The organism is Nonomuraea rubra, assembly GCF_014207985.1.
In the GTDB taxonomy this organism is placed as follows: Bacteria; Actinomycetota; Actinomycetes; order Streptosporangiales; family Streptosporangiaceae; genus Nonomuraea; species Nonomuraea rubra.
In genome coordinates, this window is record NZ_JACHMI010000001.1 from 861,323 (window position 1) to 885,168 (window position 23,846).

The following is a 23,846-nucleotide window of genomic DNA, read 5'->3' on the forward strand; positions in this document are numbered from 1 at the left end:
GGTTCAGGTGTGAGAGGCGGGGGTCGTTCGACGAGGGGGTTGGAAGGCTTTGCAGCTACGGGGCATTTCCCAGGAAAAATCATTCACCAGCGCAATTCTGGCCACGGTCGTGCTGCTGGCCGCCTGCTCCAGCGCCGAGAGCTCCGACGTCCTGCCGGTGCCGGTCCAGGCTCCCGTGGCCAAGCCGGCGGGCGCGCCCGCCTGTACGGCCACCTCCAGGCTCATCCCGTCCTGCGGCGCGTGGTGGGGCATGGCGCCCGAGGTCTTCACCGGCGCCTCGGTGGAACAGGCGCTGCACGGGGCGGAGTCGCGCATGGGCGCGCCGGCCGACGTGCTGCACGTCTACCACCGGGGCAGCGAGCTGTTCCCGACCGAGGCGGAGGTCAGGCTGGCCAGGGATCCGGCCAGGCCGCGGCTGCTCATGATCAATTGGAAGCCGTCGTTCGACCACACGTGGGCGGAGATCGCCGGGGGCGCGCTCGACGCCAGGATCGACCGGCTGGCAGGCCATCTGAGACGCACCTTCCCCGAGCGGTTCTTCCTCACCCTGCACCACGAGCCGGAGAACGACGTCGACGCCTCCTCGGGCTCCGGCATGGCGGCGGCCGACTACGCGGCCATGTTCCGGCACGTCGTGCTCAGGCTGCGCGACCAGGGCGTCAGGAACGCGGTCGTCGTCATGACGTACATGGGGGCGCCCAACTGGGCGGCCAAGTCCTGGTTCGAGGAGCTGTACCCCGGTGACGACGTGGTCGACTGGGTGGCGATGGACCCGTACGCCGACGACCGGGTGCACGACTTCGACGGGCTGGTGAACAAGACGCGCGAGGAGTACCCCGACTGGCCGGGCTTCTACCGGTGGATGCAGGCGCGCTTCCCCGGCAAGCCGGTCATGGTGGCCGAGTGGGGCGTGTTCGAGCGGCCCAAGGACCGTTCGTTCAAGCGGCGCTTCTTCGAGTCCGCGCTCAAGCAGGTCAAGCGTTACCCGCAGATCAAGGCGCTGCTGTACTTCGACTCGCCGCAGGCGCCGCGCGGCGACACGAGCTTCGACTCGGACCCGGGGGCGGATCGGGCGTTCACCGAGCTGGCTCGAGATCCGTACTTCCGCTCGACACCCGTGCCGCGGCCCTGACCCGTACCCGCCAGCCGACCACGGTGACCGCGGTGGCGGCGAGCAGCGCCCAGACGGTGAGCGCGTTGCTCACGTCGAGCAGCTTCAGCGCCGAGGCGAGCAGGACGATCGCCAGCATCGCCCTGATCAGGCCGCCGGGAGCCCGCGAGGAGATCCTGGCGCCGAGGTAGACGCCCGGGATGGAGCCGATGAGCAGCGACAGCGTGAGGTCGAGCTGGAAGTCGCCGAACAGGATGTGGCCGACTGCGGCGGCGGCGACCAGGGGCACGGCCTGCACCAGGTCGGTGCCGACGAGCTGGTTGGCCTTGAGCGCCGGGTAGAGCACGAGCAGCGCCACGATGATCAGGGATCCGGAGCCGACGGAGGAGACGCCCACCACCAAGCCGCCGACCGTACCGACCAGTAGGGTAGGGATTGGGCGCACGACGATGTCGTGCGCGCTCGACGTGCCTCCCCGCCCGCCGAGCCAGCTCTTCAGCGCCATGCCCGCCACGGCCAGCAGCAGCGCGACGCCGAGCGCGTACTTGACCGCGTCGCTCACCGCGAACGCCCTGGCCAGGAACACCCCGCAGAACGCCGCCGGCACCGAGCCCGCGCACAACCAGCCGACCAGTCGCAGGTTGACCGTGCCGCGGCGCAGGTGCACGACGCCGCCGACCGGCTTCATCACGGCGGAGGCGACCAGGTCGCTGGAGACGGCGGCCAGCGGCGGGACGTTGAAGAACAACATCATCATCGGGGTCATGAGCGCGCCGCCGCCCATCCCGGTCAGCCCGACCACGATGGCGACGACGAAAGACCCGGCGATCAGCGCCCAGTCGATCAACGGATCCACCCTCCGCTCCTGAGCGTGTCCAGCACCCTGGACACGGCCGCCTCGATCGAGATGTGCGTGGTGTCGATGACCAGGTCGGCGTCGTCCGGCTCCTCGTAGGGGTCGGAGATGCCGGTGAACTCGGGGATCAGGCCGGCGCGGGCCTTGGCGTACAGGCCCTTGCGGTCGCGCCGCTCGCACTCCTCCAGCGGCGTGGCGACGTGCACGAGCAGGAAGTCGGCCCCGACGGACTCGACCATCTCGCGCACCTCCTCGCGGGTGGCCGCGTACGGCGCGATCGGGGCGCAGATCGCCAGGCCGCCGTGGCGGGCGGTCTCGGCGGCGACGAAGCCGATGCGGCGGATGTTCAGGTCGCGGTCCTGCTTGGAGAAGGTCAGGCCCTTGGAGAGCAGGTGGCGCACCACGTCGCCGTCGAGGTAGGTGACCGTGCGGGTGCCCAGCTCCAGCAGCGCGTCACGCAGGCCGCGGGCGATCGTGGACTTGCCCGAGCCCGACAGGCCCGTGAAGAACACCACCAGGCCGCGGCGGTGCGGCGGGCCGGGGATGTGCACCGGGTCGGGGCCCGCCAGGTGCTCGGTGGCGCCGTAGGCGGTGGCGACCAGCTCGCGCAGCTCCAGGTCGAGCTCGGGCTCGTCGCGCGGGGCCAGGGGCACGGGAACGACGAGCGTGCCCGCGGGGAGCTGTTCCCTGGCGCGCAGCGCGGCCCGGACGACCGCGGGGCCCGCCTCGCCGTACGAGAGGGGGAGCAGCAGGATCGTCCCGTCCAGCTCCTTGGCGGTGGCGACGATCTCGCCGAGGTCGTCGAGCGGGCCGCGCATGGTGACGGCCAGCGCCGGCCGCCCGGCGAGCTCCTGCTTGACCTGGGCGGGGGTACGCCGCAGCCGCCCGAACGGCCCGTGCTCGGGGGCGCTCAGCGCCTTGAGAGGACCCGAGGTGAGGCCGTCGGGCTCGTGGGCCGCCACGGTCATGGCGGCCAGCGGCAGGCCCTCGGGGTCGAGCAGGGTGACCTCGGCGCCCGGCTCGACGGCGGCGCCGAGGTGGAGGGTGACGGGCGCGGGCCACGGGGTGCCGTCGGCGAGCGTGCCGCGCTCGTGCACGGTGTGCAGGTCGTCGTGGCCCAGGAACCCCGTCAGCGGCTCGAACGCGCCGGAGAGCAGCAGTTCGAGGTCGGCCAGCTCGCGCGGGTCGGGGGTCCACTCCACGTTGTCTGCATCCCAACTATTCCGATTGAATTGGTAGGAAAGGAGTCTACCGGCTGATACCAGTGTGCCGCTAGAGCCCCTTCCGGGTCGGTGGGACCCCGGCCCGCCTTCAGAGCAGCCGCGCGAAGTGGTGCTGCGGCTTGCGGATCACCATGGTGATCTCGTCGTGGGAGGCGGGGAAGCGCCCGCTGGTCAGCCTGGACACCAGCGCGACGGCGGCGGCGCCGATCCGGCGCGAGCGGGCGGGCCCGCTCAGGTTGCGCTCGTCGTCGGTGATCATCAGGCCGCGGCTCAGGCAGAACGCGTGCAGCCCGTCGCTGGAGGCCAGGGGCTCGTAGACGGCGGGCAGCGGGCCGGGCGTGCCGGGCCGGACCAGGCCGCGCCAGAGCAGGCGGCGCACCGGGCTCGGCGTGAGACGGTCGAGCAGCCCGTACGCCGACCGCCGGTCGCGCATGCGCAGCAGCACCAGCCCGCCGGGCCGCAGCGACTGCAGCAGCCGGTCGAAGACCAGCTCGGCGTGCCGCACCCGTTCCAGCAGGAACGAGAGCTGGATGATGTCGAAGCCGCGCGGCGTCAGCGGCACCGAGCGCAGGTCCCCGAGCTGCCAGGCGACCAGGTCGGCCCGCTCGGCCAGCACCCGCCTGATCGCCGGATGGTCCTCGTCGGCCCCTGTGGCCCTGGTCTCGATGTGCTCGAGCACCAGGGGCTCGTCGTGGGCGCACCCGGCGACCAGCACGTCCAGCCGCCTCATCGGTTGCCCGGCAACGTGCTCGCGGACCCGCTGACCGAAGAGGTCGCCTCGCTGGGCGACCGATCGCACCTCAGACATGTGACCTACAGTAATCAATCGCTCCCCGTTCGTAATGCATTTCCCTGCTAGCGTCCTGGCCCGTGAGCGATCAGGTCTACGTTGGCAACGCGGGTGTGGACGCCGCGGGCGACCGGGGGTGGTTGCTCGGTCACTTCAAACCCCCTGGCGACCCAAGACACAGCGAAGACGTCGAGATCAAGTGGGGCGTCCACCCTGCGGGCGACGAACGGGCCGAATGGGTCAGGGGCGAGGCGCGCACCGCGCTGCTCGTGCTGATCAGCGGCCGGTTCCGGGTGGAGCTGCCGGGCCGCAGCGTGCTGCTGAGCGAGCCGGGCGACTACGTGGTGTGGGGCAAGGGGGTCGACCATTCCTGGCGGGCGGAGGCGGCCTCGACGGTGCTGACCGTGCGCTGGCCTTCCGTGCCTGGTTATCGAGTTGGCTGAGCTGCAGCGGCGAGTAGGCTTGGAAAAGACCCCCGCGACCTGACACGGCCGGGGGTAGTCGTGTTGCCGTCGTGGGGCTGTGGGCGTATCTGATGAGTCTTTCCGGGCTACTTGACCTTGTTCGCGCCGACCCGAAACTGACCGCCGCTCTCGAGGAGGGCGGTGACGTCGCGCTGATCGCACCGTCCGCGCTGCGCCCGTTCGGGGTGGCCGCGCTGGCCGGGCACGACCAGCGCACCGTGCTCGCCGTCACCGCCACCGGGCGGGAGGCGGAAGACCTCGCCGCCGCGCTGACGAGCCTGATCGAGCCCAGCTCCGTGGCGGTGTTCCCGGCCTGGGAGACGCTGCCGCACGAGCGGCTCTCGCCGCGCAGCGACACCGTGGGCCAGCGGCTGGCGGTGCTGCGCAGGCTGGCGCACCCGGTCAAGGGCGACACCGCCGCCGGGCCGCTCAGCGTGATCGTGACCCCCGTGCGCGCCCTGCTCCAGCCGATCGTGAAGGGCCTGGGCGACCTGGAGCCCATCAGGCTGCGCGCCGGCGACGACGCCGACCTCGACGACGTCGTGGACAACCTGGTCAACAACGGCTACCACCGGGTCGACATGGTGGAGAAGCGCGGCGAGGTGGCCGTGCGCGGTGGCCTGCTCGACGTCTTCCCGCCGACCGAGGAGCACCCGCTGCGGCTGGAGTTCTGGGGCGACACGGTCGAGGAGATCCGCTGGTTCAAGGTCGCCGACCAGCGCTCGCTGGAGGCGGCGGAGGACGGGCTGTTCGCGCCGCCGTGCCGGGAGCTGCTGCTGACCGGCGAGGTGCGGGCGCGGGCCAGGGAGCTGGCCGAGGAGCACCCGGCGCTGGCCGAGGTGCTCGACCAGCTCGCCGAGGGCACGCCGGTCGAGGGCATGGAGGCGTTCGCGCCCGTGCTCGCGGGGGAGATGGACCTGCTGCTCGACCACCTGCCGATCAGGTCGGCGGTGTTCGTGTGCGACCCCGAGCGGATCAGGGGCAGGGCCGAGGAGCTCGTACGCACCTCGCAGGAGTTCCTCGAAGCCTCCTGGATCAACGCGGCGGCCGGCGGCGAGGCGCCGATCGACCTCGGCGCGGCCGCGTTCCGCTCGCTGGAGGAGATCCGCGAGCACGCGGACTCGCTGGGCCAGCCCTGGTGGACGATGGCGCCGTTCGGCGGCGGCGTCGAGCTCGACGCCCAGGACTCCGAGGCCTACCGCGGCGACACCGCCAAGGCGCTGGGCGACATCAAGGGCTGGCTGGCCGACGAGAAGGCCGTGGTGCTGCTCAGCGAGGGCCACGGCCCGGCCGAGCGCATGGTCGAGCTGCTCAAGGGCGTGGACGTGCCGGCGCGGCTCCAGCAGTTCCTGGACAAGGCGCCCGAGCCCAAGGTCGTGCACGTCTCGACCGGCCTGATCGAGCACGGCTTCATCACCCCCACCCTGGCCGTGCTCACCCACCTCGACCTGGTCGGCCAGAAGGCCTCCACCAAGGACATGCGGCGCCTGCCCTCCCGCCGCCGCAACATGGTCGACCCGCTGCAGCTCAAGGTCGGTGACCACGTGGTGCACGAGCAGCACGGCGTGGGCCGCTACATCGAGATGGTGCAGCGCACGGTGCAGGGCGCCACCCGCGAGTACCTGGTCATCGAGTACGCCAAGGGCGACCGCCTCTACGTGCCCACCGACCAGCTCGACGAGGTCACCCGCTACGTCGGCGGCGAGGCCCCCACGCTCAACCGCATGGGCGGCGCCGACTGGGCCAAGGCCAAGTCCCGGGCGAAGAAGGCGGTCAAGGAGATCGCCGGCGAGCTGATCAGGCTCTACTCCGCCCGCATGGCCTCCCCCGGGCATGCCTTCGGCGCCGACACGCCCTGGCAGCGCGAGATGGAGGACGCCTTCCCCTACGCCGAGACGGGCGACCAGCTCGAAGCCATCGACGAGGTCAAGCGCGACATGGAGCGCGGCGTCCCGATGGACCGGCTGATCTGCGGCGACGTCGGCTACGGCAAGACCGAGATCGCGGTCAGGGCGGCGTTCAAGGCGGTGCAGGACGGCAAGCAGGTCGCGGTGCTGGTGCCCACGACGCTGCTGGTGCAGCAGCACATGTCCACCTTCGCCGAGCGCTTCTCCAGCTTCCCCGTCGCGATCAAGCCCGTCTCGCGCTTCCAGACCGACGGCGAGGTCAAGGGCACGCTCGAAGGGCTGCGCTCCGGCGCGGTGGACGTCGTGATCGGCACGCACCGGCTGCTCAGCCCCGAGGTCAGGTTCAAGGACCTGGGGCTGATCATCATCGACGAGGAGCAGCGGTTCGGCGTCGAGCACAAGGAGGCCATGAAGCACCTGCGCACGCAGGTGGACGTGCTGGCCATGTCGGCCACGCCGATCCCGCGCACGCTGGAGATGGGGCTGACCGGCATCCGCGAGATGTCCACGATCCTCACGCCGCCGGAGGAGCGCCACCCGATCCTCACGTTCGTGGGGCCGTACGAGGAGAAGCAGATCGGCGCGGCGATCCGGCGCGAGCTGATGCGCGACGGGCAGATCTTCTTCGTGCACAACCGGGTGGCCTCGATCAACAAGGTCGCCGCGCGGCTGCGCGAGCTCGTGCCCGAGGCGCGCATCGCGGTGGCGCACGGGCAGATGAACGAGCACCAGCTCGAAAAGATCATGGTGGGCTTCTGGGAGCGGGAGTACGACCTGCTCGTCTCCACCACGATCGTCGAGTCGGGCCTGGACGTGCCCAACGCCAACACGCTGATCGTGGACCGGGCCGACAACTACGGCCTGTCGCAGCTCCACCAGCTCCGCGGGCGGGTCGGGCGAGGCAGGGAGCGCGGTTACGCGTACTTCCTCTACCCGCCGGAGAAACCGCTGACCGAGACCGCGCACGAGCGGCTCGCCACGATCTCGCAGCACACCGAGATGGGCGCGGGCATGTACGTCGCGATGAAGGACCTGGAGATCCGCGGCGCCGGCAACGTGCTGGGCGCCGAGCAGTCCGGCTTCATCGCGGGCGTCGGCTTCGACCTGTACGTCCGGCTCATGGCCGACGCGGTCAAGGAGCAGAAGGCCAAGCTGTCGGGCGGCGAGCCCGAGGAGGAGCAGGCCGACGTCAAGGTCGAGCTGCCGATCAACGCCCACATCCCGCACGACTACGTGACCTCCGAGCGGCTGCGGCTGGAGGCGTACAAGCGGATCGCGGCCATCAACGCCGAGATCAACATCGAGGAGGTCCGCGAGGAGCTGACCGACCGCTACGGCAAGCCGCCGGTGGAGGTGGAGAACCTCCTGGAGGTCGCCAGGTTCCGGATCAGGGCGCGCGCGGCCGGGCTCACCGACGTCACGCTGCAGGGCCAGAACATCAAGTTCGGCCCGGCCAGGCTCAGGGAGTCGCAGCAGGTACGCCTCGACCGCCTCTACAAGAAGGCCATCTACAAGCAGGCCGCGGAGACCCTGCTGGTGCCGATCCCCAAGACCAAGCCGCTGGGCGGGCAGCCGCTGCGCGACCTCGACCTGCTCAAATGGTGCGGGGACCTGGTCGAGGCGATGTTCCTCGAGCCCGCACGGGTAAGCTAGCGGCGGTTTTCTGGTCGGAAAGGGACGTACGTGAAATCGATACGAGTGGCCGTGGCCGCCGCTGCGGCGGTCGCGGCGCTGACCGCCTGCTCCTCGCCCATGCAGGCCGGGGCCGCGGCCGTGGTCGGGAACGAGCGCATCTCGATGGGCAAGCTCAACAACGACACGCAGGCCTACCTCGCCGCGCTGAAGAAGGCTCAGCTCGACGAGACGGCGCTGGGCGTGCCGGCCAACCAGGCCGTGCTGCAGCGCCTGGTCAACGTGAGCGTGTCCAGGCAGCTCATGGACCGCCACAAGGTGCAGGTGAGCGAGACCGAGATCGACACCGCGCTCAAGGACCCGGGCCAGTTCCAGTCGCCCGAGATCAACCTGCTGGCCAACGGCGTCGCGCCGAGCGACGCCCGCGACTACGCGCGAGCCATGGTGGGCCTGACCAAGCTCCAGCAGCAGTTCGGCGGGCAGGCCGGGCAGGAGCGGCTGATCCAGGAGTTCAGCTCCATCAAGCCCGTCTTCAACCCGCGCTTCGGCACGCTGAACGCGCAGCGCTCCGAGCAGAACCCGGCGCTGTTCGTCGACACCGGCAGGTTCGGCAAGGTCACCCAGCAGCAGGCGCAGCAGCCGGCCCAGGGCTGATCGTGCCGCTGATCGTCGTCACCACCTCGCCCAGGGTCGCGCCGGGCCTGCTGAGCCACCAGGCCTGGCAGGCGCTGCGCTCGGGCCCCGTGCTCACCGGCTCCGGCTCGCACCCGCAGCTGCCCTACCTGGCCGAGGCCGGGATCGAGGTCGAGGTCGTCGAGCCCGACCCGCGGGGGCTGGCCGTGCGCGCGGCGGGCGAGACCGTGGTGTGGCTGTCGGACCAGGACGGCGAGGACTTCATGCGCGCCGTCGGGCACGCCGCCGTCGCGCTCGACGAGCCGCCGCTGATCGAGGTCGTGCCCGGGTCGTACGACCTGCCGGGGGCTCGGGTGCTCGACCTCGTGGCGGTGATGGACCGGCTGCGTACGGAGTGCCCGTGGGATCGTAAGCAGACGCACGAGACGCTGGTGCCGTACCTGCTGGAAGAGGCCTACGAGGTGCTCGAGACGATCGAGCAGGGCGACTACCCCGCGCTCCGCGAGGAGCTGGGCGACCTGCTGCTGCAGGTGGTCTTCCACGCGCGGGTGGCCGAGGGCTTCGACATGGACGACGTGGCCGCCGGGATCGTGGAGAAGCTGGTCCGGCGGCATCCGCACGTGTTCGGCTCGGTGCGGGCCGAGAGCGCCGACGAGGTCAACGACAACTGGGAAGCGATCAAGGCGGCCGAGCGGGCGGCCAAGGGCCGCGAGTCGGTGCTCGACGGGGTCCCGATGGGGCAGCCGGCGCTGTCGCTGGCCGCGCAGCTCATGCGCAGGGCCGGGCGCGCCGGGGCGCCGGAGTCGCTGTCGGCCGCGGTCGGGCAGGGCGTCGCGCGGGAGCTGTTCGACCTGGTACGGCGGGCGGCCGAGGCCGGGCTGGACGCCGAGGCCGAGCTGCGGGCCGCGGCCCGGTCGTACCGGGAACGGGTCCGGGCGTGGGAGTCCACCACCGACTGAGCCCGGCGCTGCCGTACCGATAGGCTCTGATGGCATATCACCTTTCGATTTAGGAGCGCATCCCGTGGCTACCATCGAGGTCGTATACGCTCGCGAGATCCTCGACTCCCGGGGCAACCCCACGGTCGAGGTCGAGGTCGTGCTCGACGACGGCAGCAGCGGCCGCGCGGCCGTGCCGAGCGGTGCGTCCACCGGCCAGTTCGAGGCGGTCGAGCTGCGTGACGGCGGCAAGCGTTACGGCGGCAAGGGCGTGGAGAAGGCCGTCCTCGCGGTGACCGATGAGATCCAGGAGGAGATCAGCGGGATCGAGGCCGAGGACCAGCGCATCATCGACCAGATCATGATCGATCTGGACCGCACGCCCAACAAGGCCAAGCTCGGCGCCAACGCCATCCTGGGCGTCTCGCTGGCCGTGGCCAAGGCCGCCGCCGACAGCGCCGACCTGCCGCTCTTCCGCTACCTCGGCGGCCCCAACGCGCACGTGCTGCCCGTGCCGATGATGAACATCCTCAACGGCGGCGCGCACGCCGACACCAACGTGGACATCCAGGAGTTCATGATCGCGCCGATCGGCGCGGAGACGTTCCGCGAGGCCGTGCGCATGGGCACCGAGGTCTACCACGCGCTGAAGGCCGTGCTGAAGGAGAAGGGCTACGCCACGGGCCTGGGCGACGAGGGCGGCTTCGCCCCGAACCTGCCCTCCAACCGCGACGCGCTCGACCTGATCCTGGTCGCCGTCGAGAGGGCCGGCTACGTGCCGGGCGAGGACATCGCGCTGGCGCTCGACGTGGCCGCCTCCGAGTTCCACAAGGACGGCGTCTACACGATCGACGGCAAGGGCCTGTCGGCCGGGGAGCTCATCGCGTTCTACGAGGACCTGGTCGCCAACTACCCGCTCGTCTCCATCGAGGACCCGCTCGACGAGGAGGACTGGGAGGGCTGGAAGGCCATCACCGCCTCGCTCGGCGACAAGGTGCAGCTCGTCGGCGACGACCTGTTCGTGACCAACCCCGAGCGGCTGGAGCGCGGCATCAAGGACGGCGCGGCCAACGCCCTGCTGGTCAAGGTCAACCAGATCGGCACGCTGTCGGAGACGCTCGACGCCGTGGACCTGGCCCACCGCAGCGGCTACCGCTGCATGATGAGCCACCGCTCCGGCGAGACCGAGGACACGACGATCGCCGACCTCGCGGTGGCGGTCAACTGCGGCCAGATCAAGACCGGCGCGCCCGCCCGCTCCGACCGGGTGGCCAAGTACAACCAGCTCCTGCGTATCGAGGAGCTCCTCGATGACGCCGCCCGCTACGCGGGTCGCGCGGCGTTCCCGCGTTTCCGGCGCTAGTTTCGAGTACGGCTCGCGGGTCCCCGAGATCTCCCGCGAGCCGTACTTGAGGGGGTGTGCAGCAATTGGCGAAGAGGCCGCAGCTGACCGGGCGGGCCGCCATCCTGGCCGTCGTGGTCTGCGCGATCGCGATGAGCCTGGCCTACCCTGTCCGCGAGTACATCAGCGGGCGCCGCAGCATCGCCGAGCTGGAGGCGGAGAAGGCCAGGGTCGAGGCGGAGAGACAGGCCCTGCTGGCCCGCGACAGGCAGGCCGACGACCCCAACTGGATCAAGAAGACGGCCAAGGAACGGCTGCACTACTGCGGGCCCGGCGAGAAGTGCTACGTGGTGATGGAGCCGGACCAGGGCACCGAGAAGACGGTCGTCAAGCAGCCGGTGGCGGTGCCGCCGTGGTACGAGACGCTCTGGGAGTCGGTGGAGGCCGCCGACAAGGGCACCGGCCGCCGGGTGGTGTCAGGGAAGGAAAGTGTTGGACAGTAAGGACGCCGAGGTCGTCGAGAAGCAGCTCGGGCGGCCGCCCAGAGGGCTGCGCGGGGTGGCGCACCGTTGCCCGTGCGGCAACCCCGACGTGGTGGAGACCGCGCCCCGGCTGCCCGACGGCTCGCCCTTCCCGACCCTGTACTACCTGACCTGCCCGAAGGCCGCCTCGGCCATCGGCACGCTGGAGGGCTCCGGCCTGATGCGGGAGATGCAGGCCAGGCTGGCCACCGAGCCCGAGCTGGCGGCGGCCTACCAGGCGGCGCACGACGACTACGTCGCCAGGCGCGACGAGGCCGCCAAGGAGGAGGGGCTGACGCCGCTCCCGCGTGACATGCAGAGCACGGGTGGCATGCCGGAGCGGGTCAAGTGCCTGCACGCGCTGGTGGCGCACGAGCTGGCGGCCCCCGGAGTGAACCCGTTCGGCAGGGAGGCGCTCGACGCCCTCCCCGACTGGTGGAGTGACGGACCATGCGTGTAGCCGCCGTCGACTGCGGCACCAATTCCGTACGCCTGCTCATCGCCGACGTCGCCCCAGGCGCCGGTCAGAGTGCCGGCCCCGGCTTCGAGAGGGGCGAGCTGGCGGACGTCGAGCGGCTGATGGAGATCGTCCGCCTGGGCGAGGGAGTCGACAGGACGGGCAGGCTGGCGCCCGACGCCCTGGCGCGCACGTTCAAGGCCATGCGCTCCTACCAGGAGCTGATCGAGCGCCACGGCGCCACCGCCACGCGCGTGGTGGCCACGAGCGCGACGAGGGACGCGGCCAACCGGCACGAGTTCGTCCACGGGGCCCGCGAGATCTTCGGCGTGGAGCCGGAGGTGGTGTCGGGGGCCGAGGAGGCGGAGCTGTCGTTCACGGGCGCGACCAGGGGGCTGGTGCGCCTGTCGCCCGAGACGGAGGTGCCGCAGGGGCCGCTGCCGCCGTACCTGGTGGTGGACATCGGCGGGGGCTCCACGGAGTTCGTGGTCGGCACCGAGCACGCGCAGGCGGCGCTGTCGGTGGACATCGGCTGCGTACGCCTGACCGAGCGGCACCTGCGCGACGCGGGCGACCCGTCCCCGGCGCCGGCCCTGGAGGCCGTGGTGGCCGACATCGAGGCCGCTCTCGACCGGGTGGAGGCCGAGGTCCCGGTGCGCGACGCGCACACGCTCGTGGGCCTGGCGGGCTCGGTGACGACGGTCGCGGGCATCGCGCTCGGCCTGCCCGAGTACGACTCGCAGCGCATCCACCATTCGCGGATCTCGGCCGAGCAGGTCCATGACGTGACGCGGCGGTTGCTCGCGATGACCCATGGTGAGCGGGCCGAGCTTGCGGTGATGCATCCGGGGAGGGTTGACGTGATTGGCGCGGGTGCGCTAATTCTTGACCGGATCGTTCGCCGTTTCGCGTTTTCCCAGGTCGTGGTGAGCGAACACGACATCCTCGATGGAATCGCCTGGTCCCTCGCCGGCTAGCTGAAGAAATCCGGACATTTCCGATCCGTGGGCCGTGTTGAGTGTGCATTCAGTATTGTGATTAGGTAAAGGGGCATTACGGGGGCTTTGCCATATCGCTGTGCGCGAAAGGCGCCGGCGTGGCGACCGTTCCCGAGCGCGTCTCTTCCCTCACGGAATGGAGCACTCTCACATGATGTCTGTTGGGTTAGCACGTAGGGCCGCTGCGTTCGGCGCGTCGGCCGCGGTGCTGGCCGCCCTGTCCGCGGGCCTGATGTCCAGCCCCGCCCAGGCGGCTTCCGGGCCCAAGGTCGCGGTGTCCGCGCCGAAGGCCACGCCGGGCGACTATGACGGTTCCTGCCCGACCAAGATTAACTTCTCGGCCAAGATCAAGGTGCCCGTCAAGGGCAAGACGGAGCTGGCCTACCGCTGGCTCCACGGTGACGGCTCCAAGAGCAAGGTCAGCGTGATCAAGCTCTCGGGCAAGGGCACCAAGACGGTGACGGTCAAGCAGTCCATCACCTTCAAGGACGACGTCAAGGGCTGGGAGGCCGTTCAGGTCCTCGGTCCGAAGAAGGTCACCTCGAAGAAGGGCTACTTCTCCGTCTCCTGCCAGAAGCCGCAGGATGACGCGCGTACGCACCTCGACGTGTCGGTCTCGGCCCGCGCGTGGGCCAGCCCGAGCTCGTACGCCGGCCGCTGCGACACCTACGGCGACAAGATCGACTTCACCGGTGTGATCAAGACGAACCGCCCCTCGTGGGTGCGTTACCGCTGGGTCCTCAACGGTGAAGTGGTCGACTACGGCAAGATCAAGGTCCGCGACGTCCGCAAGGTCGGCTTCGGCATCAACCCGCGTCACAGCCAGCGCGGCTGGGCGCAGCTCCAGGTGCTGAGCCCCGACGCGACCTCCTCGAACCGGGCCTACTACAAGGTCTGGTGCAAGGACGAGTACAAGGACCATGACCACAAGGGCGACCACAAGGGCGATGACAAGACCCCTGACTCGCCCGCCGGCGCGCTTTCCGCCACCGCTTCGGTGACGACCGGCGCCGGCTGCTCGGTCACCGCCACCGGCTCGGTCACCTCGGCCAAGGCGGGCACGGTCACCTACAGCTGGGCACTGAACGGCACCGTGCTGAGCAACGGCACGGTCGTGTTCGGCGCTGACGGCGGGTCGGAGCCCATCAACGGCTTCTCGACCACGTCGGAGATCAAGAGCGGCACCGTGACCCTCTCGGTCTCGGGTGCGGGTGGCAGCGACACCGAGAGCAAGTCCTACGTCTGCAGCTAGGCCGCGTGAGACGCGCCTGAGCGGCACGACCGGCTGAACCGGGTGGCTCCTTCGGGACGCCACCCGGTTTTTCTGTTGCCACTATTACGCTTTGCACAGTAGTGTGCTTCACGTGGACAGCAGCCAGCTTCTCAAGGGCGTCCTCGACCTGGCCGTCCTGGCCGTGCTCAACGACCGTGACGGCTACGGCTACGACGTCGTGCGCCGGCTCAGGGAGGCCGGGTTGCAGGAGGTCGGCGACGCCTCGGTCTACGGCACGCTGCGCCGCCTGTTCAAGGCTGGCGCCCTGACCTCATACGTGGTGGCCTCCGACGAGGGGCCGCACCGCAAGTACTACGGGCTCAACGACGTCGGCAGGGAGATGTACGCCGCCTCGGCCAAGACCTGGGCCGCCTTCTCGGCCACCATGGCGGCCCTGCTCAAGGAGGGACAAGCATGACCCCCGAACAGTACGCGCAGGCCGTACGGGATGCCCTGGCCGACCATCCCGAGCGCGAGGAACTGCTGGAGGACCTCGACGACCACCTCGCGGAGATCGCCGCCGAGTCCGGCCTGCCGCTGGAGGAGCGGCTCGGCCCGCCCGCGGCGTACGCCGAGGAGCTGGCCTCCGCCTACGGAGAGCGTCCCCGCAGCGCTGGAAGGCGCCGTCAGGGGCCGCGGGCGGCGGCGCTGGGGTTGCATGCCAGGCTGACGGGATACGGGCCCTACCGGAGCTTCACGCGCTTCCTGCCGGAGCTGCGGCCGGGCTGGTGGGTGCTGCGGGGCTACGTGCTGGCCATGGTGCTGGTGTCGATGGCGGGCGAGCCCGCGCTCGTCCCGATGACGCCGCCCGGCTGGGTCGCCGTCGCGGCGGGCGTCTGGGTCTCGGTCTGGTTCGGCAGGCGGGCCAGGCGGCGGGTGGTTACCCTGGCGGCGCTGGCGGCGAACGTGGTGGCCGGGCTCGCGCTGTTCGTCGGCATGGTGGAGGCGGGCGACGCGATGACGCCGAGCCCCGCGCAGGAGCAGGCGGTGTGGATGCAGCCGGCCTCGTCCGACGGCGTCTACAACCTGCGCCCCTACGCCAAGGACGGCACCCCGCTGGCCGACGTCTACCTCTACGACCAGGACGGCAAGCCGTTCGTGACGAACCCCGAGTTCTACGGCTACAAGGTGGACAGGTCGTGCGGCGAGCCGGTGCTCAACCGCTACCCGCTGCCCCTGGTCGAGGAGGGGCCCGCGATGGGCGACGACGGCCTGCCCGCGGCCACCGCGTCCACCTGCCCCACTCCGGCGCCGGAGCCGATGGCCACGGCGACGCCCGAGCGGAAGCGCCCGGACACGAATCCGCGTGACTGATCGGGCACCATCGGTGTCATGACCTTCGTACCTCCTGGCACCGGATGGCCCGGCGACCCCGCGACCCCCGACACCCCGGTCGCGCTGGACCCCGCGGACGTGCGCCGCCTCGCCGCCGCCAGCAGCACCCTCGCGGAGCTCACGGCGGAGCAGTCGGTCTGCCGTGCGTGCCCCCGCCTGGTGGAGTGGCGCGAGGACGTCGCCACGGCGAAGCGGCGCGCGTTCGCGGACGAGACGTACTGGGGCCGTCCCGTCCCCGGGTGGGGCGCGGAGCGGCCGGGGATCCTGCTGGTCGGGCTGGCCCCGGCCGCCCACGGGGGCAACAGGACGGGCCGCATCTTCACCGGCGACCGCAGCGGTGACTGGCTGTTCGCCTCGCTGCACCGCTGCGGCCTGGCGGCGCGGGAGACCAGCACGCACGCGGGCGACGGCCAGGAACTGCTCGGCACGCGCGTGCTGGCGTCGGTGCGCTGCGCCCCGCCCGCGAACAAGCCGCTGCCGTCGGAGAAGGCCGCGTGCTTCCCGTGGATGGCGCGGGAGATGGCGCTCGTGGCGCCGTACGTGCGGGTGATCGTGGCGCTGGGCGGGTTCGCCTGGCAGGCCATGTGGCCCGCGCTCAAGGAGGCGGGTTACGCGCTGCCGCGCAGCCGCCCGCCGTTCGGCCACGGGGCCGAGGCCGAGGTGTCGTACGGCGAGGCGCCCGTCACGCTCATCGGCTGCTACCACCCCAGCCAGCAGAACACGTTCACCGGCCGCGTCACCGCCCAGATGCTGGACGACATCTTCACCAGGGCCAGGTCACTGGCTGTGTGACGCGTCCCACCACCCCTGGATTGGATTCGCCGAGAGCGCTTGACGTAAGCTTGTGAATGCTTTCACAAGCATTCCACGAGGGATGGGGCCTCAGGATGAACAAGCACATTTTGATCGTCGGCGGCGGATACGTCGGCCTGTACACAGCGCTCCGGCTGCAGCGCAAGCTCCACCGCGAGCTGCGCGCCGGCGAAGCCCGCATCACGATCATCGACCCCCAGTCCTACATGACCTACCAGCCCTTCTTGCCTGAGGCGGCGGCGGGTAACCTCTCGCCGCGCCACATGGTGGCCCCGCTGCGCCGGATCCTGCCGAAGGTGCACATCCTGAACGGCACGGTCACCAAGGTGGACCACGCCGGCCGTACCGTCACCTTCCAGCCCGCCGAGGGGGAGCCGCGGGAGGTGGCCTACGACGTGATCGTCATGGCGGCCGGCTCGATCTCGCGCACGCTGCCCATCCCGGGCCTGACCGACATCGGGATCGGGTTCAAGACCGTCGGCGAGGCCATCGCGCTGCGCAACCGCGTGCTGCACCTGCTCGACGTGGCCGAGTCCACCGACGACCCGGAGATCAGGCGCAGGGCGCTGACGTTCGTGGTGGTCGGGGCCGGCTTCGCGGGCGTCGAGGCGCTGGCCGAGCTGGAGGACATGGCCAAGGACTCGACGCGTTACTACCGCAACCTCAAGCCGTCGGACATCCGCTGGGTCCTGGTGGAGGCCACGAACCGGGTGCTGCCCGAGGTCGGCCCCGAGATGGGCAAGTGGACGCTGGAGCAGCTGCGCGAGCGCGGCATCGACGTCAGGCTCGACACCCGGCTCGTGTCCTGCGAGGGCGGGCACGTGGTGCTGTCGGACGGTGAGGAGTTCGACGCCGAGACGCTCGTGTGGACGGCGGGCGTCAAGCCCAGCCCCGTGGTGAACGACAGCGACCTGCCGCTCGACGAGCGCGGCCGGGTCAAGGCCACCGCCATGCTCACCGTGGCGGGCGCCCCCGGAGCCTTCACCGCGGGCGACGCCGCCGGGGTGCCGGACGTCACGAACCCCGGGCAGTACTGCGCGCCCAACGCCCAGCACGCGGTCCGCCAGGCCAAGGTGCTGGCCGACAACATCGTCCGCCACCTGCGCGGGCAGGAACTGGTCGAATACCGCCACAAGTATGTCGGATCGGTGGCCGGCCTGGGCCTGCATCAGGGCGTCGCCAATGTCTATGGCGTCAAGCTTCGCGGATTCCCTGCGTGGTTCATGCACCGGACCTACCATCTGTCGCGGGTGCCGACGCTGAACCGCAAGGTCCGTGTCGTCGTCGATTGGACCCTGGCCCTGTTCTTCAAGCGCGAGACGATCTCACTGGGTGAGATGGAGCACCCGCGTGAGGGCTTCAGGGCCGCGGTGGCGACGACCCGCCGCTAGCCCAGGTACGGCAGCGCCCCGGCGAACCACTGCCGGGGCGTTCTCGGCGCCCCTGGTCGCAAGCGGAAGGGGTACCACGGGTGGGTCTTTCAGCGGTGACCGTGCTCGGCGTCGACCGGCCCGGCGTGATCGCCGCAGTAACCGGTTCGCTCGCCGACTGCGGGGCGAACATCCAGGACTCGACCATGACGCTGCTCGGCGGCCATGTCGCGATGATGCTGCTTGTCTCGGGCGAGCTGGATTCGGCGGAGCTGATGAAACGGCTCGGGGCGCCCGACCTGGTGGTGACCGCCTCGGCCATCGAGGCCAGGCGGCACTTCTGCGAGGAGGGCGACGGGCTCGGCTACGTGCTCACCGTCCACGGCCCCGACCGGCCCGGCATCATCTCCGCCATCAGCGCCGTGCTGGCGGCGGACGGCGGCAACATCACCGGGATGAGCACCAGGCTCACCGGCCGGCTGTACGTCCTGATCGCCGACGTCGAGCTGCCGAAGAAGGTGGACGTGGCGGCGCTCATGCGCAGGCTCGCGGCCGTCGGCGCCGGTCTCGACTCGGACATCACCTTCCGGCCTGTCGAACCGGACTTGCTGTGACCAGGCCGGGGGGTACGGCTCGCGAGGTGCTCGGCGCCCCGCACCCCCTCCTGTCCGCCGTGGCCGAGCCGGTGGACCCGACCGCTCCCGAGGTGGTCGCCGCCGCGGCGGATCTGCTGGCCACCCTGCGCCGCTCGCCCGCCACGACGGGCCTGGCGGCCCCCCAGATCGGCCTGAGCCTGCGGCTGATCGCCTTTGACGCCCGGCGCCACCCCCGGAGCAGGTCGTGGGCCGGAGAGCTCGTGGTGGCCAATCCACGGCTCGCCGCCGCGGCCCACTGGGACGAGGGCCGCGAGGGGTGCGCGTCGATCATCGGTCTCACGGCCGACGTACGCCGTGCGACGCGTATCACCGTACATGGGCATTTGCCAGGCACGGGCGAGGCCGTCACCATCGAAGCGGATGCCATCGAGGCTCGGTGCATTCAGCACCAACTCGACCATCTGGACGGTCTACTCTTCTTGGACAGAGTCCCGGGAGTGCTATCACTTCACCGCAGACTTCACACTTGTGACGCCTGATGCGAAGTTGTGCTCCTCGGAAGCATGGTCCGTTTCGTATGATTGCGGCGCCCCCGTAGCCCAATGGCAGAGGCAAACCCCTTAAAAGGGTTGACGTGCGGGTTCGAATCCCGCCGGGGGCACTTGCCAACTTATACCCAATTTAGGTCTCTGACCTGGGGGTTTACCGCGGCAGCCGGATGGGCCCGTGCGGCTGATATCGAGTTGTTATGGAAGTGCCCTGTGACCGGGCGATCACTGCTGGTGGACGGCCGGTCGCAGCGCCGCTGGCGGGCGGGAGAGCGAGCACCTCCGCGCGTGGCCTCCTGTTCGCCCGCTCGAAAAGTTTTCGTGCTCGGACGGATATTGACAAGTGGCCGGTTCTCTGTGCGGGCCTTTGCGGGAGTTTCTTTCCGTGAATGGTTGACTACGCCTTACAACCGGGGTTTTCGGGAGGGCAATCGTCCATAGTGCGAGACGGGCCCGCGCGGCGCGGGCCGTGGCCCTCGGGCGCCGCCCGTGGCAAGATTTCCTTGTCGCCTGATGACCTGGGGAACTCCGCGGCGGGCACGTTCGTTGTGAACGCTGCCGAAGTCCCGAATGAACATCGAACTGAGCGTCAGTTGACCAAGGTGCCGCCGCGCCCCGTAGGCTCGGCGTCACAGGAGGCAGCGATGGAGAGCAAGAACCCCGTATTCAGCAGGTCGCGGCAGCAGGCCGCGGCGGGCTGGGCCGGTCCCACCCCGTCCCCCGACCAGCTGCAGAACATGTACGACGCGCCGTCGTACGCACCCCCGTCCCGGCCGGCGTATCGGACCATGACGCTCGACGACGTCGTGGTCCGAGGGTTCCTGACCCTCGGGACACTCGTCCTGGCCGCCGCTGCGGCCTGGTATTTCAACGTGCCGCCCATGGTGGCCATCGGCGCCGCCATCGTGGCGCTGGCGCTGGGCCTGATCGTCTCGTTCACGATGAGCACCAACCCGGCGCTCATCCTGGGCTACGCGGTCGCCGAGGGCGTCTTCCTCGGCAAGATCAGCTTTGTCTTCAACGGCATGGCCAGCGGCATCGTGTTGCAGGCGGTGCTCGGCACGGCCTTCGCGTTCGCGGCGGTGCTGGCCGTCTACGCGCTACGCATCGTCCGGGTGACACCCAAGCTGGTGAAGTTCGTGATCGCCGCCGCGATCGCGGCCGTCGGGTTCATGCTCCTCAACCTGCTGCTTGGCGTGTTCGGCGTCAACGACGGCCAGGGCCTGGGCCTGCGTGCCGACGAGCCGATCGGCTGGATCTTCAGCGTCGCGATGATCCTGCTCGGCTGCTTCTTCCTCCTGCTCGACTTCGACTCGATCGAGCAGGGCGTCAAGCAGGGCGCGCCGGAGAAGTTCGCTTGGCAGTGCGCGTTCGGCCTGACGCTGAGCCTGGTGTGGATCTACCTGGAGATCCTCAGGTTCGTCAGCTATTTCACCAGTAGCGACTAGCCGTTCAACGTCGTGACATGCAGGAGGGCCTCGCCGTTCAGGCGGGGCCCTCTCGCTGTGCGACCGAAAATCTACCTGCCGTCACAGAATGATGCCGGACTTGGGGCTTGCCATTCGCACGTGCGTGTTGCAGTGTCAAGCAAAGGACCTTAATCCGCGGAGGTGCCCATGTCCTTGAACCACTCACCGGAGACGCAGACGAAGCTCATCGCAAGGGTCCCGACCATCACGGGACGCGAACTCCCCGAGTGGTTCCAAGCCATCGACAACGGCCCGGCTTTCCTACGGTGTGACGAGCGGGCCAACTGGCTTGCCGACGAGCACGGGCTGACCCACGGCTACGCCGCCGCCATCGTCCACGAGCACGAGCGGCACCGCCGTAACCGCATGGGCTTCATCTAGGCCCAGCCATCCCCGCGCCCGTGCCCCAAGCGCGGGCGCGTCATCATGAGGTCATGGATCTCGACAAGGCACTCGGTTTTCTCCGCGACAATCACCGCGCGGTCCTGCTGACCAGGCATCGCGACGGGCGTCCTCAACTGTCCCCGATCACGGTCGGGGTGCAGGACGGCCACCTGGTCATCAGCTCCAGGGAGACGGCGGTCAAGGTCCGCAACGCGCTGCGCGACCCCGAGGTGTCGGTGTGCGCGTTCACGGACGGGTTCTTCGGGGAGTGGATCCAGGTCGACGGTACGGCGGAGATCATCCACCTGCCCGAGGCCATGGAGCCGCTCGTCACCTACTACCGCGACATCTCCGGCGAGCACCCCGACTGGGACGACTACCGCGCCGCCATGGTCCGTGACCAGCGCGTCATCATGCGCATCGCCCCGTCCCGTGTGGGGCCGACCCGGCACGGGTAGCGGGGGGTGCGGCGAGCCGCGGTGTGGACCCCGGCCGCGGCTCGCTTCTCCCGGTTTTCCCTGACGGTCAGCTCAGGCGCTCGATGACCATCGCCATGCCCTGGCCGCCGCCCACGCACATCGTCTCCAGGCCGATGCTCTTGTCGTGGTGCTGCAGGCTGTTGATCAGCGTCGAGGTGATCCTCGCGCCGGTCATGCCGAACGGGTGCCCGACCGCGATCGCGCCGCCGTTGACGTTGAGCCGGTCGAGGTCGATGCCCAGCTCCCGGTAGGAGGGGATCACCTGGGCGGCGAACGCCTCGTTGATCTCCACCAGGTCGATGTCGTCGATCGCCATCCCGGCCCTGGCCAGCGCCTGCTTCGAGGCCTCCACCGGGCCGAGGCCCATGATCTCGGGCGACAGGCCGGAGACGGCGGTGGAGACGATCCTGGCCAGCGGCGTGATGCCGAGCTCCGCGGCCTTGACGTCGCTCATCACGACGACCGCCGCCGCCCCGTCGTTCAGCGGGCAGCAGTTGCCGGCCGTGACCGTTCCGTCCGGGCGGAAGACGGGCTGCAGGGTGGAGACCTTCTCGTACGTGGTGCCCGCCCGCGGCCCGTCGTCCTTGGCGACCACGGTGCCGTCGGGCAGCGTCACCGGGGTGATGTCCTTCTGCCAGAAGCCGTCGGCCAGCGCCTTCTCCGCCAGGTTCTGCGAGCGCACGCCGAACTCGTCCTGCTCCTGGCGCGAGACGCCCTTGATCTGGGCCAGGTTCTCGGCCGTCTGCCCCATGGCGATGTAGACGTCGGGGATCGCGCCGTCCTCGCGGGGGTCGTGCCAGGTCTTCCCGCCCTCGGCGTACGCCTTGGTGCGGTCGCGGGCCTCCAGGAAGAGCGGGTTGTGCGTGTCGGGCAGCGAGTCGGAGTTGCCCTTGGCGAAGCGCGAGACGGTCTCGACGCCCGCGGAGACGAACACGTCGCCCTCGCCGGACTTGATGGCGTGGAAGGCCATCCTCGTGGTCTGCAGCGAGGAGGAGCAGTAGCGGGTCACCGTGGTGCCGGGCACGTTGTCGAGCCCGAGCATCACCGCCACCACCCGGGCCATGTTGAAGCCCTGCTCGCCGCCGGGCAGGCCGCAGCCCAGCATGATGTCCTCGATCGAGGCGGGGTCGAGCTGGGGCACCTTGGCCAGCGCCGCCTTGATCATCTGCACGGTCAGGTCGTCGGGGCGGATGTCCTTGAGCGAACCCTTGAAGGCTCGTCCGATCGGGGAACGCGCGGTTGCGACGATGACTGCCTCGGGCATGGCCCCTCCTTTGTCGGCGCTAATAGTAGAACTATATTCCAGTTCTTCGCGCAAGGCCCGCCGCCCCCCGGTCCGCGAGGCCGCGTCAGCCGTACATGCCGGGTGCCGTCGCCGCGTGGTCGTTGACGGCGTGCAGGCCGCCCTTCTCGTCGCGCCACAGGCGCCAGCCGTCCTGGCTGCCGGTGAACCAGGGCGGCGGGACCGCCACGGGGGAGACGCGCTTGCCGGTGCCCAGGTCGTACTCGCACAGGGCGGCCGTCGAGTAGAAGCCGGGAGGCTGCCCCTTCAGCGGCAGCGGCTTGGGGTCGGTGACGCAGAAGGACCAGCCGCGCTCCTCCTCCACCGGCACCGGCTTGCCCCCCGCCACGTCGAACGCCGTGCCCTTGGCGCCGTGCTTGAGGAAGCCCAGCCTGTCCATGCGGTCGGGGAAGGCCAGCCACCAGCCGGAGCCGGGCACGTCCGTGGCGCTGATCTGGCCGACCACCCGCCCGCTGGCCGGGTCGAGCCGGGCGAACCCGCCGTAGGCGCCCTGCGGATCGACCGGCCTGACGACCGGGGCGAAGCCGGGGGAGCCGCTGGGGTAGACCCGTACGACCGAGGGCCGCATCCAGTTGATCGTGCCATCGGCGATGCCGACGGAGAACAGGCCGAAGGTGGAGACCTTCTTGCTCTGCGGGTTCGTGTAGGGGGCGACGTACCCGACCAGGTCGTCCCCCGCCGCGCCGAACGCCCACCCGCCCGACAGGTCGATCCCGGGCCCGAGCGCCTGCTCGATCGGCTGCTGCCACTGCAGCTTGCCGGTCTTGACCTCGTACGACTCCACCATGGGGTTGGCGGCCAGCCTGAGCAGCACGACCCGGCTCTGATCCGACCACTCCACCTCGGAGATGCCGGGCAGCTTCCACAACTGCTTGCCGGTCACCGGGTCGAGCACCACCATGCGCGCCTTGGCCAGGGCGGTGTGCTCGGACAGACACACGTACGGCCCGCAACGCTGCGGCCCGAACGTCGAGTGGACCGGCCGCGTCCACTTCTGCGCGCCCGAGTGGGCGTCGCGGGCCACGAGCGTGGCGTTCCACTTGCCCTTCTTGCCCGGATCGAGCGCGACCACCACGCCCTGCTTCGCTGGCGTCTCCACGATCGCGGGAGCGGAGACGCCCATGCCGGGCAGGCGGCCGGCCATCGTGGCGGGGTAGGCCCACAGACGCTTGCCGTCGCGCAGGTTGACGGCGACCGTCTCCAGGGCACCGTCGGGCCTCATGGAGGTGACGGCGACGACCCCGCCCGCCACCGCCATCCGGCTGACGGCGTTGACCTGGGTGTTGTGCCAGGTCGGGAACTTCGAGGTGGCCGCGTCGCTGCCGGAGCAGGCGGTGGCGGCGAGGGTTCCGGCGAGAGCGATGGACGTTTTCCAGAGGGGCCGGAGCACGGGCAATTCACTCC

24 protein-coding genes and 1 tRNA gene are annotated in these 23,846 nt (G+C 70.3%); 20 read left to right on the top strand and 5 right to left on the bottom strand.

All coding sequences use genetic code 11. The features are described 5' to 3' along the window. Positions 1 to 109: 109 nt before the first annotated feature. The gene (locus tag HD593_RS03935; RefSeq protein WP_312903338.1) at positions 110 to 1,132 is read left to right on the top strand and encodes a glycoside hydrolase family 26 protein; all 1,023 of its coding nucleotides are present in this window, start codon (positions 110 to 112) and stop codon (positions 1,130 to 1,132) included. On the opposite strand, the gene HD593_RS03940 is transcribed toward HD593_RS03935, so the two are convergent. The 3 genes from HD593_RS03940 to HD593_RS03950 all read right to left on the bottom strand — a co-directional run bounded on the left by HD593_RS03940 (position 1,077) and on the right by HD593_RS03950 (position 3,998). Further along, positions 1,077 to 1,958 (bottom strand): sulfite exporter TauE/SafE family protein, encoded by an 882-nt coding sequence (locus tag HD593_RS03940; protein WP_185111642.1) that lies wholly within the window; start codon positions 1,956 to 1,958, stop codon positions 1,077 to 1,079. The two genes, HD593_RS03935 and HD593_RS03940, sit on opposite strands and share 56 nt — an antisense overlap. Beyond that, the gene (gene cysC / locus HD593_RS03945) at positions 1,955 to 3,169 is read right to left on the bottom strand and encodes an adenylyl-sulfate kinase (protein WP_185100761.1); all 1,215 of its coding nucleotides are present in this window, start codon (positions 3,167 to 3,169) and stop codon (positions 1,955 to 1,957) included. The genes HD593_RS03940 and cysC overlap by 4 nt, the downstream gene beginning before the upstream one ends. Positions 3,170 to 3,278: 109 nt before the next feature. Next, positions 3,279 to 3,998, bottom strand: a complete 720-nt coding sequence (locus HD593_RS03950) for a methyltransferase domain-containing protein (RefSeq protein ID WP_185100762.1) — start codon at positions 3,996 to 3,998, stop codon at positions 3,279 to 3,281. Positions 3,999 to 4,060: 62 nt separating this feature from the next. Here HD593_RS03950 and HD593_RS03955 point away from each other — a divergent pair, with 62 nt between their 5' ends. From HD593_RS03955 to HD593_RS04045, 19 genes are all read left to right on the top strand, one after another. Further along, positions 4,061 to 4,423, top strand: coding sequence for a cupin domain-containing protein (locus HD593_RS03955; protein WP_185100763.1), 363 nt, complete (start codon positions 4,061 to 4,063; stop codon positions 4,421 to 4,423). A gap of 92 nt (positions 4,424 to 4,515) precedes the next feature. Further along, a complete protein-coding gene (gene mfd, locus HD593_RS03960) occupies positions 4,516 to 8,004 on the top strand; it encodes a transcription-repair coupling factor (RefSeq protein WP_185100764.1) in 3,489 nt (1,162 codons plus the stop codon). 30 nt (positions 8,005 to 8,034) lie between these two features. Continuing rightward, on the top strand, positions 8,035 to 8,637 hold the full coding sequence (locus HD593_RS03965) for a SurA N-terminal domain-containing protein (protein ID WP_185100765.1): 603 nt from the start codon (positions 8,035 to 8,037) through the stop codon (positions 8,635 to 8,637). A 2-nt stretch (positions 8,638 to 8,639) separates the two neighbouring features. Continuing rightward, positions 8,640 to 9,575 (top strand): nucleoside triphosphate pyrophosphohydrolase, encoded by a 936-nt coding sequence (locus HD593_RS03970; protein ID WP_185100766.1) that lies wholly within the window; start codon positions 8,640 to 8,642, stop codon positions 9,573 to 9,575. Between the two features lie 64 nt (positions 9,576 to 9,639). Further along, complete coding sequence (gene eno, locus HD593_RS03975) at positions 9,640 to 10,917, top strand: phosphopyruvate hydratase (RefSeq protein ID WP_185100767.1); 1,278 nt, start codon at positions 9,640 to 9,642, stop codon at positions 10,915 to 10,917. A 65-nt stretch (positions 10,918 to 10,982) separates the two neighbouring features. Beyond that, the gene (locus HD593_RS03980; protein ID WP_185100768.1) at positions 10,983 to 11,399 is read left to right on the top strand and encodes an FtsB family cell division protein; all 417 of its coding nucleotides are present in this window, start codon (positions 10,983 to 10,985) and stop codon (positions 11,397 to 11,399) included. Continuing rightward, positions 11,389 to 11,877 (top strand): DUF501 domain-containing protein, encoded by a 489-nt coding sequence (locus HD593_RS03985; protein ID WP_185111644.1) that lies wholly within the window; start codon positions 11,389 to 11,391, stop codon positions 11,875 to 11,877. The genes HD593_RS03980 and HD593_RS03985 overlap by 11 nt, the downstream gene beginning before the upstream one ends. Then, a complete protein-coding gene (locus HD593_RS03990) occupies positions 11,868 to 12,851 on the top strand; it encodes a Ppx/GppA phosphatase family protein (RefSeq protein ID WP_185100769.1) in 984 nt (327 codons plus the stop codon). The genes HD593_RS03985 and HD593_RS03990 overlap by 10 nt, the downstream gene beginning before the upstream one ends. Before the next feature lie 172 nt (positions 12,852 to 13,023). After that, positions 13,024 to 14,124, top strand: coding sequence for a hypothetical protein (locus tag HD593_RS03995; RefSeq protein ID WP_185100770.1), 1,101 nt, complete (start codon positions 13,024 to 13,026; stop codon positions 14,122 to 14,124). A 112-nt stretch (positions 14,125 to 14,236) separates the two neighbouring features. Further along, a complete protein-coding gene (locus HD593_RS04000; RefSeq protein ID WP_185100771.1) occupies positions 14,237 to 14,563 on the top strand; it encodes a PadR family transcriptional regulator in 327 nt (108 codons plus the stop codon). Further along, positions 14,560 to 15,459, top strand: coding sequence for a hypothetical protein (locus tag HD593_RS04005; RefSeq protein WP_185100772.1), 900 nt, complete (start codon positions 14,560 to 14,562; stop codon positions 15,457 to 15,459). Before HD593_RS04000 ends, HD593_RS04005 begins: the two co-directional genes overlap by 4 nt. Positions 15,460 to 15,477: 18 nt before the next feature. Then, the gene (locus HD593_RS04010; RefSeq protein ID WP_185100773.1) at positions 15,478 to 16,272 is read left to right on the top strand and encodes a uracil-DNA glycosylase; all 795 of its coding nucleotides are present in this window, start codon (positions 15,478 to 15,480) and stop codon (positions 16,270 to 16,272) included. A gap of 95 nt (positions 16,273 to 16,367) precedes the next feature. Next, positions 16,368 to 17,684, top strand: coding sequence for an NAD(P)/FAD-dependent oxidoreductase (locus HD593_RS04015; protein WP_185100774.1), 1,317 nt, complete (start codon positions 16,368 to 16,370; stop codon positions 17,682 to 17,684). Positions 17,685 to 17,764: 80 nt separating this feature from the next. Next, complete coding sequence (locus tag HD593_RS04020; protein WP_185100775.1) at positions 17,765 to 18,277, top strand: glycine cleavage system transcriptional repressor; 513 nt, start codon at positions 17,765 to 17,767, stop codon at positions 18,275 to 18,277. Between the two features lie 26 nt (positions 18,278 to 18,303). Beyond that, positions 18,304 to 18,798 (top strand): peptide deformylase, encoded by a 495-nt coding sequence (locus HD593_RS04025; RefSeq protein ID WP_312903340.1) that lies wholly within the window; start codon positions 18,304 to 18,306, stop codon positions 18,796 to 18,798. 49 nt (positions 18,799 to 18,847) lie between these two features. After that, a tRNA-Leu gene (locus HD593_RS04030) sits at positions 18,848 to 18,920 on the top strand. Positions 18,921 to 19,451: 531 nt separating this feature from the next. Next, a complete protein-coding gene (locus HD593_RS04035; RefSeq protein WP_185100777.1) occupies positions 19,452 to 20,255 on the top strand; it encodes a Bax inhibitor-1/YccA family protein in 804 nt (267 codons plus the stop codon). A 168-nt stretch (positions 20,256 to 20,423) separates the two neighbouring features. Then, positions 20,424 to 20,657, top strand: a complete 234-nt coding sequence (locus tag HD593_RS04040; RefSeq protein WP_043628756.1) for a DUF4287 domain-containing protein — start codon at positions 20,424 to 20,426, stop codon at positions 20,655 to 20,657. A gap of 53 nt (positions 20,658 to 20,710) precedes the next feature. Continuing rightward, complete coding sequence (locus tag HD593_RS04045) at positions 20,711 to 21,118, top strand: PPOX class F420-dependent oxidoreductase (RefSeq protein ID WP_185100778.1); 408 nt, start codon at positions 20,711 to 20,713, stop codon at positions 21,116 to 21,118. Between the two features lie 67 nt (positions 21,119 to 21,185). Here the strand turns inward: HD593_RS04045 and HD593_RS04050 are convergent, their stop codons facing one another. Both HD593_RS04050 and HD593_RS04055 read right to left on the bottom strand, forming a co-directional pair. Further along, positions 21,186 to 22,403 (bottom strand): acetyl-CoA C-acetyltransferase, encoded by a 1,218-nt coding sequence (locus HD593_RS04050; RefSeq protein WP_185100779.1) that lies wholly within the window; start codon positions 22,401 to 22,403, stop codon positions 21,186 to 21,188. An 85-nt stretch (positions 22,404 to 22,488) separates the two neighbouring features. Beyond that, on the bottom strand, positions 22,489 to 23,832 hold the full coding sequence (locus tag HD593_RS04055; protein ID WP_185100780.1) for an outer membrane protein assembly factor BamB family protein: 1,344 nt from the start codon (positions 23,830 to 23,832) through the stop codon (positions 22,489 to 22,491). Positions 23,833 to 23,846 lie beyond the last annotated feature (14 nt).

Excerpts from the sequence above, each read along its gene's own strand:
- HD593_RS03950 (WP_185100762.1), bottom strand. The coding sequence starts at position 3,998 with ATGTCTGAGGTGCGATCGGTCGCCCAGCGAGGCGACCTCTTCGGTCAG.
- mfd (WP_185100764.1), top strand. The coding sequence starts at position 4,516 with ATGAGTCTTTCCGGGCTACTTGACCTTGTTCGCGCCGACCCGAAACTG.
- HD593_RS03990 (WP_185100769.1), top strand. The coding sequence starts at position 11,868 with ATGCGTGTAGCCGCCGTCGACTGCGGCACCAATTCCGTACGCCTGCTC.
- HD593_RS03995 (WP_185100770.1), top strand. The coding sequence starts at position 13,024 with ATGATGTCTGTTGGGTTAGCACGTAGGGCCGCTGCGTTCGGCGCGTCG.
- HD593_RS04005 (WP_185100772.1), top strand. The coding sequence starts at position 14,560 with ATGACCCCCGAACAGTACGCGCAGGCCGTACGGGATGCCCTGGCCGAC.
- HD593_RS04010 (WP_185100773.1), top strand. The coding sequence starts at position 15,478 with ATGACCTTCGTACCTCCTGGCACCGGATGGCCCGGCGACCCCGCGACC.
- HD593_RS04015 (WP_185100774.1), top strand. The coding sequence starts at position 16,368 with ATGAACAAGCACATTTTGATCGTCGGCGGCGGATACGTCGGCCTGTAC.
- HD593_RS04035 (WP_185100777.1), top strand. The coding sequence starts at position 19,452 with ATGGAGAGCAAGAACCCCGTATTCAGCAGGTCGCGGCAGCAGGCCGCG.
- HD593_RS04040 (WP_043628756.1), top strand. The coding sequence starts at position 20,424 with ATGTCCTTGAACCACTCACCGGAGACGCAGACGAAGCTCATCGCAAGG.
- HD593_RS04045 (WP_185100778.1), top strand. The coding sequence starts at position 20,711 with ATGGATCTCGACAAGGCACTCGGTTTTCTCCGCGACAATCACCGCGCG.
- HD593_RS04050 (WP_185100779.1), bottom strand. The coding sequence starts at position 22,403 with ATGCCCGAGGCAGTCATCGTCGCAACCGCGCGTTCCCCGATCGGACGA.